Raw genomic sequence first — 14,029 nt, forward strand, 5'->3', positions numbered from 1 at the left:
TTCAGGCCCGGTCGACGCCGGCCTGGTCGTCGATCCACCGTTGGTGTGACTCCCAGGCGGCCTGCTTGCTGGTGCCGAGGGCGGCGCCGATCCGGGTCCAGGAGGCGCCGGCGGCCCGGGCGGAGCGGACCATCGCCTGCCGCCCGTACCCCGCCTTACGAATGATCACCTCGCTGAGCGCGAGCATCTCGAGGGTCTCGTCGGGGGATAGGGCGGTTTCGTTGTCCGGGTCCATGGCGGCGAGGGCGTCGCGCATCCGGAGGGCGTCGTAACGATCGGTCGCCGTGGTTAGTGTGTGCCGCCGTTCCAGTTCGTCGGGGGAGGCCATGAAGGCAGTCTTTCGTCAGGCTGTCTTGACGTCAAGCAGCCTTGACGCCCGAGTGCGAGTTTGCCTCACTTCTCCGCCTAAATGGGCTATAAAGCCGTCAATTCTTCAGCAGTAGGCGTGAGGGTCTGTTCAGCCGTTCGGCCAGGATTTACCGGAGCGTCGCCACGACCCGCCGCTGAACGCTGCCTGTCGCACAACTGGTGTGGCACCATCATGTGACCCCCACCCTGATGCGATTCCCCGACTCGAGGAGCAGGACTATGTCTGCAAAAAAGCTGGGCCGCTTCGCTGGCTTGGTTTTTGTGCTTGCCGTTGTCTTCGGTGGCGTCACCGTTGGGGCATCGACAGCTGATGAGGCGACCAGCGCGGTCCAGGTTCAGAGCAACCCGGCGCTTGACTGGGCCTGATGGGTCAGACACGTTGACGGACTAGGGGCCGATCGGCTAGAGAGGATTCTCGATGGTCGAGCGGTCCCCGGTCCGGCATGGTGGCGCGCAGCGGGCGTGGTTGATCACGTGGCCGCTGGTGGTGTTCGCCCTCGTTTGCACGGCGGGCTTCTGGGTGGCGGAGCCTGGGTGGTATAGCGCTTGGCCGGCCGGCCTCGCGTTCTTCATCGCGTACCTGATCGCCTATCGGGACGTTTTCAACGTCGTCATCTGGCGCAGCAGTTTCACGGTCGCGGTGACCGACGTGCCGCTCGTCCTGGCACTGTTCTACCTCCCACCGGTGATGGTGGTCCTGGTGGTGAGCGGCGCCAATCTGGTGCACCACTACCGGGCGAACTATCCGGTCACGAAACTCTCCTTCAACGTCGCCAAATCGGCCGCCGGCAACTGCGCGGCCCTGCTGCTGATCGCCTCCTTCGCGCCCATCGAGGACGCGGGCCCGCGCACCTGGGCCATCCTGGCCGCCGCGGTCGGCCTCAGCTATCTGGTCGAGCTCCTCAGCCTCGCCGGTGTGTTCACGCTCGTGCAGAGCCCGCGCACCGGCCGGGACGCGCTGCGCGCCGGCTTCTCGGCGATGACCGTCGACGGCATCAACATCGTGGTCGGCCTCATCTTCCTGGTCGCGCTCGAGGCGACCGCCTGGTCCGCCATCCTGCTCGCCATCCTGGTCGCCGCCCTGGTGATGGTCCTCCGGTCGTACGCGGAGTTCTTCCGCCGCCACCGGACCCTGGCCGAGGTCTACGAGCTGACCCAGGCGGTCCGGGACGAGAGCGGCCGCAGCGGTCTGCCTGACGTGCTGCTGGGCCGGGTGCGCTCGCTGATGCAGTCGGAGTTCGCGACGCTCTGGCTCGCCCCGCAGGGCCGGCACCCGGAGGTGCTGCTGACCGCCCGGGTCGAGCACCGCGGCCTGCTGGACATCGCACCCATACCGGAGGAGGTCCGCCAGCGGGCGGTCGAGATGAAGTCGGCGGTCGGTGTCGGCGCCCGCTTCGCCGAGACCGAGGACCTGCGGCCCTGCCTGCGGTCGGCGAAGGTCAAGGACGCCCTGGTCATCCCGTTGCGCTCGGGTCAGGCCATCATCGGCACGCTGGAGGTCGTCAACCGGGTCGGCGACAACCGTACCTTCCGGGAAGCCGACGTGCAGGTGCTTGAGACGATCGCCGCGCACGCCGCGGTCGCGGTGGAGAATTCGCGGCTGGTCGACCGGCTGCGCTACGACGCGTACCACGATCGGCTGACCGGCCTGCCCAACCGGCGCCGGGTGATCGACGCGCTCGCCGAGTCGGTCAAGGTCCGCGCCGAGGACGAGGTCGTCGCGATCATGCTGTTCGACGTCGACGGCCAGCGGAACGTGAACGAGTCGATGGGCCATGCGGCCGGCGACAAACTGCTCGTCGAGGCCGCCGACCGGATCCGCGGTATCGCCGACCCGGGAGCGCTGGTCGGCCGGATCGGTGGGGACGAGTTCGTGGTCACCCTGCGGGCCGCGAGCATCGACGCCACGATCGAGATCGCCACCCGGATGCGGGAGCGCCTGCGCGGCCCGATGGCGGTGGGCTCGCTCACCCTGGACGTGAACACGGCGGTCGGCGTCTCGATCTATCCCGACCACGGCAGCGACCCGGAGACCCTGCTCCAGCGGGCCGAGCTGGCCGCCAACGCGGCCAAGGTCCTTCCGTACGGCGTGCAGCCCTTCCATCCGGCCCTGGAGTCCCGTGCGGTCCGTCGCCTGGGCATCGCCGCGGACCTGCGCCGGGCCCTCGACAACGAGCAGCTGGAGGTCTACTTCCAGCCCAAGGTGACGCTCGCCGACCGGCACGTGCTGGGCGTCGAGTGCCTGGCCCGCTGGGTGCACCCGGCGCACGGCGAGGTCGCCCCGGAGGACTTCGTGGCGGTCGCCGAGCACACCGGCCAGCTGGCCCGCCTCACCGAGGTGGTGCTCGTCGCCGGCCTGCGCCGCTGCCGGGCCTGGACCGACGCGGAGCGGCCGCTCGCCATCGCGGTCAACCTCTCCGCCCGCACCCTGCTCGACTCGCACTTCCCGGAGCTGGTCCGGGACCTGCTGGAGGAGCACGGGGTGGATCCCGGCCTGGTCACCTTCGAGGTGTCCGAGCCGGGCATGCTGGGCGACATCGAGCGGGTCCTGCCGTCCCTCTACCGGCTGCGCGACCTGGGGGTGCGCCTCAGTGTCGACGACTTCGGGACGGGCGCCTCGTCGCTGGCCTATCTGCGCCAGTGGCCGGTCCACGAGGTGAAGATCGACGACAGTTTCGTCCAGGGCATGGCCACCGATTCGGGTGACCTCGCGATCGTCCGCGCGGTGATCGGCCTGTCCCGGGAGTTCGGCCTCACCGTGGTCGCCGAGGGTGTGGAGAGCGAACTGACCCTGGAGCTGCTCGAGGAGATGGGCTGCGAGATCGGTCAGGGCTATCTGTTCAGCCGGCCCCTGCCGTTCGAGCGTCTGGAGGCCTGGCTGAGCGCTCAGACCGAGCCGGAGTCCACTCCCACCGGTGAGGTCCGCCGGCTTCGAGCAGTCATCTGACCAGGCGATTCCCGGTAATGGGGATACTGATTTCACCCCCGCCGACAGGCCGTGTAGTCTTACTCCAGCAGCGAGCGAGAGATCGCAAGCAGCAAGCCCCCTTAGCTCAGTCGGCAGAGCGTCTCCATGGTAAGGAGAAGGTCTACGGTTCGATTCCGTAAGGGGGCTCTACCGGGTTCGTTCCGCCTCGCCAGGCGCTGAACTGATGAGCCTGGCTCGGCGGTGTAGCTCAGTCGGTAGAGCAAACGACTCATAATCGTTGTGTCGCCGGTTCAAGTCCGGCCATCGCTACTCTTCTGTGGTGCCCCAACCGGGGCCCCACTTTGCGAAGCGGCTGACCGAGCGTCTACGCTGGTTCGTCGTCAGTAAGAAATCCGTTAGCAGGAAGGCACCCCGCCGTGGCCAAGGCGACCGACGTCCGTCCGAAGATCACCCTGGCGTGCACGGAGTGCAAGGACCGGAACTACATCACCAAGAAGAACCGGCGTAACGACCCGGACCGCGTCGAGCTGAAGAAGTTCTGCCCGCGCGACGGGAAGCACACCCTGCACCGCGAGACCCGTTGATCTCTCGCAACATCTGATCTTCACACTGCGCCGCCCGGAGTCACTCCGGGCGGCGCAGTGCTGTTTCCGCAGCATCCTCGATATTTTTGCACTGACAGTGCTATTTCTGGGATGGCCCCGGAGGGTAGTTTGTGGGCATGCCTCTGGACCAATCGTTCGTCGGCCGTAGCTGGCCGCCCACCGAGCCGTACCTGGTCGGTCGGGAGAAGATCCGTGAGTTCGCCCGGGCGATCGGCGCCACCGACGCGGCGTACCACGACCCCGCGGCCGCGCGCGCCCTCGGCTATCCGGACGTGGTGGCCCCGCCCACCTTCCCGGTCGCGATCACCATGGCGGCCAGCCGTCAGGTCATCGCCGATCCCGCCCTGGGCCTCGACTACACCCGGGTGGTGCACGGCGACCAGCGGTTCGCCTACACCCGTCCGGTGGTCGCCGGGGACGCTCTGATCTGCGTCAACTCGGTGGACGAGATCACCAGCCGGGGTGGCCACGAGTTCATCACCACCCGGACCGAGGTGACCACCGAGGCCGGCGAGCCGGTGGTCACGGTCTGGTCGAAGCTGGTCCAGCGCGGTGAGGAGCACTGATGGCCGACGCATTGGAGCCGAAGACCTTTCGGGTGACCCGGGCCGATCTGGTCCGCTACGCGGGCGCCTCGGGCGACTTCAACCCCATCCACTGGAGTGACCGGTTCGCCACCGGCGTCGGGCTGCCCGGCGTCATCGCGCACGGCATGTTCACGATGGCTCTGGTGGGCCGTGCCGTCACCGAGTGGGCCGGCGCTCCGGACGCGGTGGTCGAGTTCAGCGTGCGTTTCAGCCGCCCCGTCCCGGTGCCCGACACCGACGAGGGGACCGAGGTCGTGGTGTCCGCCACGGTCAAGGAGGTCACCGATGAGGGGCACACTCGGCTGAGCCTGACTGCGACATGCAATGGGGACAAGGTACTGTCCTTGGCACAGGCGCTCATCAGTAAGCGGTAGCCCGGGTTGGGGTAATGCCCGGCGTACCGGTACAGTGATGCGCCGTGGGGCTGTGATTCGAAAGACAGCAGCTCCGCAAAGGGGTGTAGCTCAATTGGCAGAGCAGCGGTCTCCAAAACCGCAGGCTGCAGGTTCAAGTCCTGTCACCCCTGCGCATTTCTCCTAGACGTGCCCGCCCGGTGCGCGGTTCGCACAAATTCCGCGTCCGGTCGAGCGCTGACAGGATTCAAGACCACCGACGACGGAAGTAGGGCGAAGTGGCCGAGAAGGACCGGCCCGGTGACGACGTCCCGGGCGACGACGAGCTGCTCGCCGCCGCCGCCGGTGGCGATGTTCCGGACGACAACGCCGATGACGCGCTGGTGACCGCCGGCGGTGGCACCGCCGTCGCCGAGCGGAGCGACTCGGAAAGCCCCAAGACCAAGAAGTCGGGTCGGCGTTCGGGTCTTTTCGGCCGGGTGGGCGGCTTCTTCCGTGAGGTCGTCAGCGAGCTTCGCAAGGTCATCTGGCCGACCCGTAAAGAGCTGCTCACCTACACCGCTGTGGTGATCGTCTTCGTGGTGATCATGACCACCATCGTGGCCGGCCTGGACTACGCGTTCGGTAAAGCGATGCTATGGGCGCTGGGCTGACGTCCGGCGATCCGCGAACCGAAGACTTTTGGAAGTGAGCGAGCGTGCCTGAGTACGACGACGAGACCGCGCAGTTTGCTGACGAGCAGTCGTCGCTGGAGACCGAAGAGCCGGTCGAGGCCGCCGAGCCGGTCGAGGCTCAGGCGCCCGAGGCTGACGAGGACTACGACCCGGTCAAGGAGCTGCGGCAGAAGCTGCGCTACGCCCCCGGCGACTGGTATGTCGTGCACTCCTACGCGGGCTACGAGAACAAGGTCAAGACCAACCTCGAGACCCGGATCACGAGCCTCGACATGGAGGAGTTCATCTTCCAGGTCGAGGTGCCGACCCGCGAAGAGGTCGAGGTCAAGAACGGCAAGCGCAACCAGGTGCAGGCCAAGGTCTTCCCCGGCTACATCCTGGTCCGGATGGACCTGAGCCCGGAGTCCTACTCCTGCGTGCGCAACACGCCCGGTGTGACCGGCTTCGTGGGCGCCACCGACCGGGTCGACCGGCCGGCCCCGCTCTCCCTCGACGAGGTGCTGAAGTGGCTGGCCCCGGCTGTCCAGGCCGAGGAGAAGAAGGCGAAGCCCGAGGTCAAGGTGCTCGACTTCGAGGTGGGCGACTCGGTCACGGTGACCGACGGCGCGTTCGCCTCGCTGCCGGCCTCGATCAGCGAGATCAACGCCGACCAGCAGAAGCTCAAGGTCCTGGTGTCGATCTTCGGCCGGGAGACCCCGGTCGAGCTGAACTTCAACCAGGTCACCAAGATCTGATCGCCGGATCCCCGGCGATATCAGTGGGAGGGGCCGCGCATCCGAAGCGGCCCCGCCATCTACCACAGGAGTAAGTGAAATGGCACAGCGCAGCAAGGTGTACCGCGCCGCCGTCGAGAAGATCGACGTCAACAAGCTCTACGAGCCGAAGGACGCGGTCGTCCTCGCCAAGGAGACCGGCTCCGCCAAGTTCGACGCCACCGTCGAGGTCGCGATGCGCCTCGGTGTCGACCCGCGTAAGGCCGACCAGATGGTCCGCGGCACCGTCAACCTGCCGCACGGCACCGGTAAGACCGCCCGCGTCATCGTGTTCGCCCAGGGCGCGAAGGCCGAGGAGGCCGTCGCGGCCGGCGCCGACGAGGTCGGCACCGACGAGCTCGTCGCCCGGATCCAGGGTGGCTGGCTGGACTTCGACGCCGCGATCGCGACGCCGGACCAGATGGCCAAGATCGGCCGGATCGCCCGGATCCTCGGCCCGCGTGGCCTCATGCCGAACCCGAAGACCGGCACCGTGACCATGGACGTCACCAAGGCCGTCAACGAGATCAAGGGCGGCAAGATCACCTTCCGGGTGGACAAGCACTCCAACCTGCACCTGATCATCGGCAAGGCGTCCTTCTCGCCGGAGCAGCTGATCGACAACTACGGCGCGGTCCTCGACGAGGTCCTGCGCTCGAAGCCGTCCGCCGCCAAGGGCAAGTACCTGAAGAAGGTCACCATCACCACCACGATGGGCCCCGGCATCCAGGTCGACCCGAACGTGCACAAGAACCTGCGCGGCTCGGACGCCACCGCCTGACGGTCGCATCTCTCGAAATCCCCCGGGGACTTCCCCGGGGGATTTCGTGTTTCCCGGGCCTGCGTCGAAGGCGGTCTCTGTGGCAGGCTTCCGGCCGTGCGCTTCGACAAAGTCTGGTTCCGGTACGCGCGACGCGCCGACTGGACGCTGCAGGACATCGACGCCGCGGTGGAGCCCGGGCAGACGATCGTGGTGCTCGGCCGCAACGGCGCCGGCAAGTCGACCCTGCTGCAACTCGCCGCGGGGGTGCTCCGCCCGTCCCGGGGCGTGATCCACGACCGGCCGGCCGTGGTGGGCTGGGTCCCCGAACGCTTCCCGGCCGCCCAGCCGTTCACCACGATCGGCTACCTGCGCTCGATGGCCCAGATCCGTGGCCTGCCCGCGGCCGGCGCCGACCGGTGGCTCGAGCGGCTCGGCCTGACAGGGCACGCCGACACCCCGCTGCCGGACCTCTCCAAGGGCACCGCGCAGAAGGTCGGCCTGGCCCAGGCTCTGCTCACCACACCCGGCCTGCTGGTCCTGGACGAGCCCTGGGAGGGTCTCGACGCCCCGTCCCGGCAGCTCATCCCGGAACTCGTCACCGAGGTCACCGCTGCCGGCGGGGCGGTCCTGGTCAGCGATCACCGTGGCGAGATCGCCAACCTGCCGGGCGCGATCCACTGGACCGTCACCGGCCACGGGCTGCACCACACCGGCGAGCCCGAGCCCGAGCCCGAGCCCGAGCCGGACACCGGCGCCGACGAGGTGGTGGTCGAGGTGGTGGCGCGACGGCATGAGGCCGCCGCGACGGTGGACCGGCTCCGTGCCTCCGGTCACCGTGTCCTCGGGGTCCGGGAGCGAGACCCGGCCGGGGTACGCGGGACGAGCTCCTTCCCGAGGCAGAGGGCGATGGGCGTACCCGGAATCGAGAGCACCGAGAGTGAGGGGCGATGATCGCGCTGACCCGGATGCGCCTCGCCGGTTTTCTGCGCGGTGGCCGCGCTGTGGCGCCCCTGATCACCCTGCTGGTGATCTTCTCCATCCTCCACGGTGGCGGGCCGTCGCTCGCCATGCACGCCTACGCCTACTCGGCGGTCTGCCTGTTCCCGGTGCTGGCCTGGCTCACCAAACTGTTGCTGGACACCGAACCGGACGCTCAGCGCCGGCTGGCCCGCCTCGCCGTCGGCCCGTTGCGGGAGGGCGCCGGCGGCCTGCTCGCCGCCGTGTTCCTCGCCGCGGTGGTGTGCCTGGTCGCGATGCTGGTCCCGTGGCCGCTCGGCGCGATCGCTCCACCGCGACCCGATAGCGCCGAGCCGTCGACGCAGACCGGCATCCTGCTCGGGATCCTGGCGCACGTGCTGTCGATGGCCGCCGCCGTGACGCTCGGCGCCCTGTCCGGACGAGCGGTCACCCGGCGGCTCCTGCCCGGTGTCGTGGTCCTGGTGAGCGGCTCGATCCTGGTCATCGTGCTCGGCCTGACCGGCTCGATCGCCCCGTGGCTGGTGCCGCCGGTGATGGCCACCGCCCGGGAGATGGGCGGGGATCACCCGCCGGACGCCGCCACCCTGCTGGTCCTGGTCGTCTGGACGGTCCTGTGGTGTGCCGCGGCCCTCGCCGGGTACGCCGGCCTGCGGCGCGCACGCTCGTAGTCCCGGCCCCGATTTGGCGTTCCGTGACAGGTCCGCGTAGTGTTGCATCTCGAAGTTCCACCCATAGACCGCTGGTCGCCGCAGCAGCCGTCATCTCGACGGAGGCCGCGGCCGAAGGTCCCGCTGAAAGCGGGCGACCCGCGTAGGGAGAACGGTTCGTGATCGTCGACCGCGTGTGAGCGTGTGTTCGAGTCCGCCCCGTGCCCTGCGCCGGGGCGTTTTGCTTTGTACGGACCCTCTCGACCAGTGGCTGAAGCACTGAGAGAGGAGGGACATGGCGGACAAGCCGGTCCGGGCCGACAAGGCTTCGGCTGTTTCCGAGCTCACGGATCACTTCCGTGGTTCGGCGGCCACCGTGTTGACCGAATACCGCGGCCTCACCGTGAAGGAGCTCACCGAGCTCCGGCGGTCGCTGGGCGGCGAGAACAAGTACGCCGTCGCCAAGAACACGCTCGCGAAGCGTGCCGCGGCTGACGCGGGTATCGAGGGCCTCGACGCGCTGTTCACCGGTCCTACCGCGCTCGCCTTCGTGAACGGTGATGTGGTCGAGGCGGCCAAGGGCCTCCGTGCCTTCGCCAAGGCCCACCCCGTTCTCGTCATCAAGGGCGGTGTCTTCGAGGGCAAGGCCATCACGGCGGACGAGGTCAACAAGCTTGCTGACCTCGAGTCCCGTGAGGTTCTGCTGGCCAAGCTGGCCGGCGCCATGAAGGCCAACCTGAGCAAGGCCGCTGCCACGTTCCAGGCGCCCCTCACCAAGACGGTGCGCACGGTCGAGGCTCTGCGGGCGCAGCGCGAACAGGCTGGTTCCGCCGAGGCCTGATGCCTCGCGGAAACCGTTAAACGTCAGATTTCTTAGGAAAGGTTGCCTCACATGGCGAAGATCAGCACCGAAGACCTGCTCGAGGCCTTCAAGGAGATGACCCTCATCGAGCTCTCCGAGTTCGTGAAGCAGTTCGAGGACGTCTTCGACGTCAAGGCTGCCGCTCCGGTCGCCGTTGCCGCCGCCCCGGGTGCTGCCCCGGCCGAGGCCGAGGCCGAGAAGGACTCCTTCGACGTTGTCCTCGAGGGCGACGGTGGCAAGAAGATCCAGGTCATCAAGGTCGTGCGTGAGCTGACCGGCCTGGGCCTCAAGGAGGCCAAGGACGCCGTCGAGTCCGCCCCGAAGGCGATCCTCGAGGGTGTCAACAAGGAGAAGGCCGAGGCCGCCAAGGCCAAGCTCGAGGGTGAGGGCGCCAAGGTCACCCTCAAGTGATCTAACGCTCCACAGTGTCATCGGTCGATGGCGGGGATCCGTTCCGGGTCCCCGCCATCGCTGTTTCTCCAGCCGTCCGCGCAGCTCAACGGGGTGCTGTCGAGCCGTCTTCGCTGCGGGTGGCAAAGACTGTCAAAGTTCGCTATTTGTGCGTCGAGGCCCCTTCGGTGCGCCGGGCGGATGACCGCGGGCGTCCGACCCGCGGCACAGCCCTTGACTGTGTGTCGGCGGACAGGCACGCTGACATCAGCAAGTTTCCGCGCTTGCGACAGCCGCCCGCTGGGTAACGGATCTACTGCCGATACCTGTCGGACTGGCACCAGAGGGGTAGTTGCCGCGTTTCTGAGCGGCCCCGTCCCGGCCCTGACCGTAGAGGTCCAGGTCAGCCGCGACGGTGGCATGTTCCGCAGGCCACCTCGGGTGTGGGCTGGACAGCGGTTAGCCAAGCGGCTACACTGCTAGTTTGCGCTGCCTTCTGTCTTGATGCCTCTCGGGATATCCATGTGGATAACTTCCCGGGGGCTCATTGGAGTGCACGCAGACCAGTTGCATCAGCAACTCAGCCGCATAGCAGCACCGGTCCTCGGAAGGACGCATCTTGGCAGCTTCCCGCCCTGCGAAGACCAGCCGTACGTCGAGCGCTTACGCACCCCGCCGGGTCTCTTTCGGCCGGATCACCGAGCAGCTAGAGGTCCCCAACCTCCTCGCACTCCAGACCGAGTCCTTCGACTGGCTGGTCGGCAATGAGGGTTGGCAGGCCCGGACGACGGACGACCCGCACGCCCACTCGGGCCTCGCAGAGATCCTCGAAGAGATCAGTCCCATTGAGGACTTCTCCGGCACCATGTCGCTGTCCTTCTCGTCTCCGCGCTTCGACGAGGTGAAGGCCTCGATCGAGGAGTGCAAAGAGAAGGACCTGACCTACTGTGCCCCGCTGTTCGTGACCGCGGAGTTCACCAACAACACGACTGGCGAGATCAAGAGCCAGACCGTGTTCATGGGTGACTTCCCGATGATGACCCCCAAGGGGACGTTCGTCATCAACGGCACCGAGCGGGTCGTGGTGAGTCAGCTCGTCCGTTCGCCGGGCGTGTACTTCACCAAGGAGCCGGACAAGACCTCCGACCGTGACCTCACCAGCGTCAAGGTCATCCCGAGCCGGGGTGCCTGGCTGGAGTTCGACATCGACAAGCGCGACACCGTGGGTGTCCGCATCGACCGTAAGCGCCGGCAGGCCGTCACCGTCCTGCTCAAGGCGATCGGTTGGTCCGCCGACCAGATCCGTGAGCGCTTCGGCTGGTCCGAACTGCTCATGACGACGCTGGAGAAGGACCACATCGCCGGGCAGGACGAGGCCCTGCTAGACATCTACCGCAAGCTGCGCCCTGGCGAGCCCCCCACCCGGGAGAACGCGCAGACCCTGCTCGACAACCTCTTCTTCAACCCGAAGCGGTATGACGTAGCCAAGGTCGGCCGGTACAAGTTCAACAAGAAGCTCGAGATCGACGTGCCGATCGTTCGTGGCACGCTGACCGAGGAAGACGTCGTCCGCACCGTCGACTACCTCTGCCGGCTGCATGCCGGTGAGGACGGGTACGAGGCCGACGACATCGACCACTTCGGCAACCGGCGCCTGCGTACGGTCGGCGAGCTCATCCAGAACCAGGTCCGCGTGGGCCTCTCCCGGATGGAGCGGGTCGTCCGTGAGCGGATGACGACCCAGGACGTCGAGGCGATCACGCCGCAGACCCTGATCAACATCCGGCCGGTCGTGGCCGCGATCAAGGAGTTCTTCGGCACCTCGCAGCTGTCGCAGTTCATGGACCAGACGAACCCGCTCGCGGGTCTGACCCACCGTCGCCGTCTGTCGGCGCTCGGCCCGGGTGGTCTGAGCCGTGAGCGGGCCGGCTTCGAGGTCCGCGACGTGCACCCGTCCCACTACGGCCGGATGTGCCCGATCGAGACCCCTGAGGGCCCGAACATCGGTCTGATCGGCGCGCTCTCGACGTTCGCGCGGGTCAACCCGTTCGGCTTCATCGAGACGCCGTACCGGAAGGTCGAGAACGGTGTCGTCAGCGACGAGGTGCACTACCTCACCGCCGACGAGGAAGACCGGTTCATCAAGGCCCAGGCGAACGCCGTGCTGTCCAGCGACGGCACCTTCGCCGAGGACCGCGTCCTGGTCCGCCGTAAGGGCGGTGAGGTCGACTACGTGCCCGGCACCGAGGTCGACTACATGGACGTCTCGCCGCGGCAGATGACCTCCGTCGCGACCGCGATGATCCCCTTCCTCGAGCACGACGACGCGAACCGTGCCCTCATGGGCGCGAACATGCAGCGTCAGGCCGTGCCGCTGGTCAAGGCGGAGTCGCCGCTCGTCGGCACCGGCATGGAGTACCGTGCCGCGGTCGACGCCGGTGACGTGGTCGTCGCCGAGGTCGGCGGTGTCGTCGAGGACCTGTGCGCCGACTACGTGACGGTGCACCAGGACGACGGCCACCGGCGTACCTACCTGCTGCACAAGTTCCGCCGGTCGAACGCGGGCTCCTGCGTCAACCAGAAGCCGATCGTGTTCGAGGGCGACCGCGTCGAGGCCGGCCAGGTCATCGCCGACGGTCCCTGCACCGACGAGGGCGAGATGGCGCTCGGGCGCAACCTGCTCGTCGCCTTCATGTGCTGGGAGGGCCACAACTACGAGGACGCGATCATCCTGTCGCAGCGCCTCGTGCAGCAGGACGTCCTCACCTCGATCCACATCGAGGAGCACGAGGTCGACGCCCGCGACACCAAGCTGGGCCCGGAGGAGATCACCCGCGACATCCCCAACGTCAGCGAGGAGATGCTCGCTGACCTGGACGAGCGCGGCATCATCCGGATCGGCGCCGAGGTCGTCCCCGGCGACATCCTGGTCGGCAAGGTCACCCCGAAGGGTGAGACCGAGCTGACCCCGGAGGAGCGCCTGCTCCGCGCCATCTTCGGCGAGAAGGCCCGGGAGGTCCGGGACACCTCGCTGAAGGTTCCGCACGGCGAGACCGGCACGGTCATCGGCGTCCGGACGTTCTCCCGCGAGGACGGCGACGAGCTGCCCCCGGGTGTCAACGAGCTGGTCCGGGTCTACGTCGCCCAGAAGCGGAAGATCCAGGACGGCGACAAGCTCGCCGGCCGGCACGGCAACAAGGGCGTCATCTCCAAGATCCTGCCGGTCGAGGACATGCCGTTCCTGGAGGACGGCACCCCGGTCGACATCGTGCTCAACCCGCTGGGTGTGCCCTCGCGTATGAACATCGGCCAGGTCCTGGAGACCCACCTCGGGTGGATCGCCAAGACCGGTTGGTCGGTCGAGGGTGAGGACGAGGACTGGAAGCGTCAGCTCCGCTCGATCGAGGCCCACGAGTCTTCCGCCGACAGCAACGTCGCGACCCCGGTCTTCGACGGTGCCCAGGAGGAGGAGATCAAGGGTCTGCTCGAGTCGACGCTGGTCAACCGCGACGGTAAGCGGCTGGTCAACGGCGACGGTAAGGCGCAGCTGTTCGACGGCCGCTCCGGTGAGCCGCTGCCGGACCCGATCTCGGTCGGCTACGTCTACATCCTCAAGCTGAACCACCTGGTCGACGACAAGATCCACGCTCGGTCGACCGGCCCGTACTCGATGATCACGCAGCAGCCGCTGGGTGGTAAGGCGCAGTTCGGTGGCCAGCGGTTCGGCGAGATGGAGTGCTGGGCCATGCAGGCCTACGGGGCGGCCTACGCCCTGCAGGAGCTGCTCACCATCAAGTCCGACGACGTCCTGGGCCGAGTGAAGGTCTACGAGGCCATCGTCAAGGGCGAGAACATCCCGGAGCCGGGAATCCCGGAGTCGTTCAAGGTGCTTCTCAAGGAGCTCCAGTCGCTGTGCCTGAACGTTGAGGTGCTGTCCAGCGACGGTGTGGCGCTCGAGATGCGCGAGACCGACGACGAGGTCTTCCGGGCCGCGGAGGAACTCGGCATCGACCTGTCCCGTCGCCCGAACGAGGGCGTCAGCAGCGTCGAAGAGATCTGACGGAGAGCGTCCTCGGCCGGCCCCGATCACCGGGGCCGGCCGGGGGCGCCCCCGCCGGCC

At 67.7% G+C, this 14,029-nt stretch carries 13 protein-coding genes and 3 tRNA genes; 15 read left to right on the forward strand and 1 reads right to left on the reverse strand.

The window, feature by feature from the left end; all coding sequences use genetic code 11:
- Nucleotide 1: 1 nt before the first annotated feature.
- Complete coding sequence (locus tag BJ964_RS13130) at nt 2-328, reverse strand: hypothetical protein (RefSeq protein ID WP_188120940.1); 327 nt, start codon at nt 326-328, stop codon at nt 2-4.
- A gap of 459 nt (nt 329-787) precedes the next feature.
- Between BJ964_RS13130 and BJ964_RS13135 the strand changes: the two genes are divergently transcribed.
- From BJ964_RS13135 to rpoB, 15 genes are all read left to right on the forward strand, one after another.
- The gene (locus tag BJ964_RS13135) at nt 788-3,316 is read left to right on the forward strand and encodes a putative bifunctional diguanylate cyclase/phosphodiesterase (RefSeq protein ID WP_188120941.1); all 2,529 of its coding nucleotides are present in this window, start codon (nt 788-790) and stop codon (nt 3,314-3,316) included.
- 95 nt (nt 3,317-3,411) lie between these two features.
- Nucleotides 3,412-3,484 (forward strand) — tRNA-Thr (locus BJ964_RS13140).
- A gap of 50 nt (nt 3,485-3,534) precedes the next feature.
- A tRNA-Met gene (locus tag BJ964_RS13145) sits at nt 3,535-3,607 on the forward strand.
- A 107-nt stretch (nt 3,608-3,714) separates the two neighbouring features.
- Complete coding sequence (gene rpmG, locus BJ964_RS13150; RefSeq protein ID WP_014687739.1) at nt 3,715-3,882, forward strand: 50S ribosomal protein L33; 168 nt, start codon at nt 3,715-3,717, stop codon at nt 3,880-3,882.
- Nucleotides 3,883-4,019: 137 nt separating this feature from the next.
- A complete protein-coding gene (locus BJ964_RS13155) occupies nt 4,020-4,469 on the forward strand; it encodes a MaoC family dehydratase N-terminal domain-containing protein (protein WP_188120942.1) in 450 nt (149 codons plus the stop codon).
- Nucleotides 4,469-4,864: a MaoC family dehydratase gene (locus tag BJ964_RS13160; protein ID WP_188120943.1), complete on the forward strand. Its 396-nt coding sequence runs from the start codon at nt 4,469-4,471 to the stop codon at nt 4,862-4,864. Before BJ964_RS13155 ends, BJ964_RS13160 begins: the two co-directional genes overlap by 1 nt.
- A gap of 79 nt (nt 4,865-4,943) precedes the next feature.
- Nucleotides 4,944-5,016: transfer RNA gene (locus BJ964_RS13165), tRNA-Trp, on the forward strand.
- A 105-nt stretch (nt 5,017-5,121) separates the two neighbouring features.
- Complete coding sequence (gene secE / locus BJ964_RS13170; RefSeq protein ID WP_188120944.1) at nt 5,122-5,496, forward strand: preprotein translocase subunit SecE; 375 nt, start codon at nt 5,122-5,124, stop codon at nt 5,494-5,496.
- Nucleotides 5,497-5,540: 44 nt separating this feature from the next.
- A complete protein-coding gene (nusG, locus tag BJ964_RS13175; protein WP_188120945.1) occupies nt 5,541-6,251 on the forward strand; it encodes a transcription termination/antitermination protein NusG in 711 nt (236 codons plus the stop codon).
- 79 nt (nt 6,252-6,330) lie between these two features.
- The gene (rplA, locus tag BJ964_RS13180; RefSeq protein WP_188120946.1) at nt 6,331-7,050 is read left to right on the forward strand and encodes a 50S ribosomal protein L1; all 720 of its coding nucleotides are present in this window, start codon (nt 6,331-6,333) and stop codon (nt 7,048-7,050) included.
- Between the two features lie 96 nt (nt 7,051-7,146).
- Complete coding sequence (locus tag BJ964_RS13185; protein ID WP_188120947.1) at nt 7,147-7,983, forward strand: ATP-binding cassette domain-containing protein; 837 nt, start codon at nt 7,147-7,149, stop codon at nt 7,981-7,983.
- Complete coding sequence (locus BJ964_RS13190; protein ID WP_188120948.1) at nt 7,980-8,678, forward strand: hypothetical protein; 699 nt, start codon at nt 7,980-7,982, stop codon at nt 8,676-8,678. The genes BJ964_RS13185 and BJ964_RS13190 overlap by 4 nt, the downstream gene beginning before the upstream one ends.
- Nucleotides 8,679-8,952: 274 nt before the next feature.
- Complete coding sequence (gene rplJ / locus BJ964_RS13195; RefSeq protein WP_188120949.1) at nt 8,953-9,498, forward strand: 50S ribosomal protein L10; 546 nt, start codon at nt 8,953-8,955, stop codon at nt 9,496-9,498.
- A gap of 51 nt (nt 9,499-9,549) precedes the next feature.
- Nucleotides 9,550-9,930 carry a 50S ribosomal protein L7/L12 gene (gene rplL / locus BJ964_RS13200; protein ID WP_188120950.1) on the forward strand — a complete coding sequence of 127 codons (381 nt, stop codon included), beginning with the start codon at nt 9,550-9,552 and terminating at the stop codon, nt 9,928-9,930.
- A 598-nt stretch (nt 9,931-10,528) separates the two neighbouring features.
- On the forward strand, nt 10,529-13,969 hold the full coding sequence (gene rpoB, locus BJ964_RS13205; RefSeq protein ID WP_188120951.1) for a DNA-directed RNA polymerase subunit beta: 3,441 nt from the start codon (nt 10,529-10,531) through the stop codon (nt 13,967-13,969).
- Nucleotides 13,970-14,029: the final 60 nt, after the last annotated feature.

The organism is Actinoplanes lobatus, assembly GCF_014205215.1.
GTDB lineage: Bacteria > Actinomycetota > Actinomycetes > Mycobacteriales > Micromonosporaceae > Actinoplanes > Actinoplanes lobatus.

Excerpts from the sequence above, each read along its gene's own strand:
- BJ964_RS13135 (WP_188120941.1), top strand. The coding sequence starts at position 788 with ATGGTCGAGCGGTCCCCGGTCCGGCATGGTGGCGCGCAGCGGGCGTGG.
- BJ964_RS13130 (WP_188120940.1), bottom strand. The coding sequence starts at position 328 with ATGGCCTCCCCCGACGAACTGGAACGGCGGCACACACTAACCACGGCG.
- BJ964_RS13160 (WP_188120943.1), top strand. The coding sequence starts at position 4,469 with ATGGCCGACGCATTGGAGCCGAAGACCTTTCGGGTGACCCGGGCCGAT.
- rplA (WP_188120946.1), top strand. The coding sequence starts at position 6,331 with ATGGCACAGCGCAGCAAGGTGTACCGCGCCGCCGTCGAGAAGATCGAC.
- rplJ (WP_188120949.1), top strand. The coding sequence starts at position 8,953 with ATGGCGGACAAGCCGGTCCGGGCCGACAAGGCTTCGGCTGTTTCCGAG.
- BJ964_RS13155 (WP_188120942.1), top strand. The coding sequence starts at position 4,020 with ATGCCTCTGGACCAATCGTTCGTCGGCCGTAGCTGGCCGCCCACCGAG.
- BJ964_RS13190 (WP_188120948.1), top strand. The coding sequence starts at position 7,980 with ATGATCGCGCTGACCCGGATGCGCCTCGCCGGTTTTCTGCGCGGTGGC.
- rplL (WP_188120950.1), top strand. The coding sequence starts at position 9,550 with ATGGCGAAGATCAGCACCGAAGACCTGCTCGAGGCCTTCAAGGAGATG.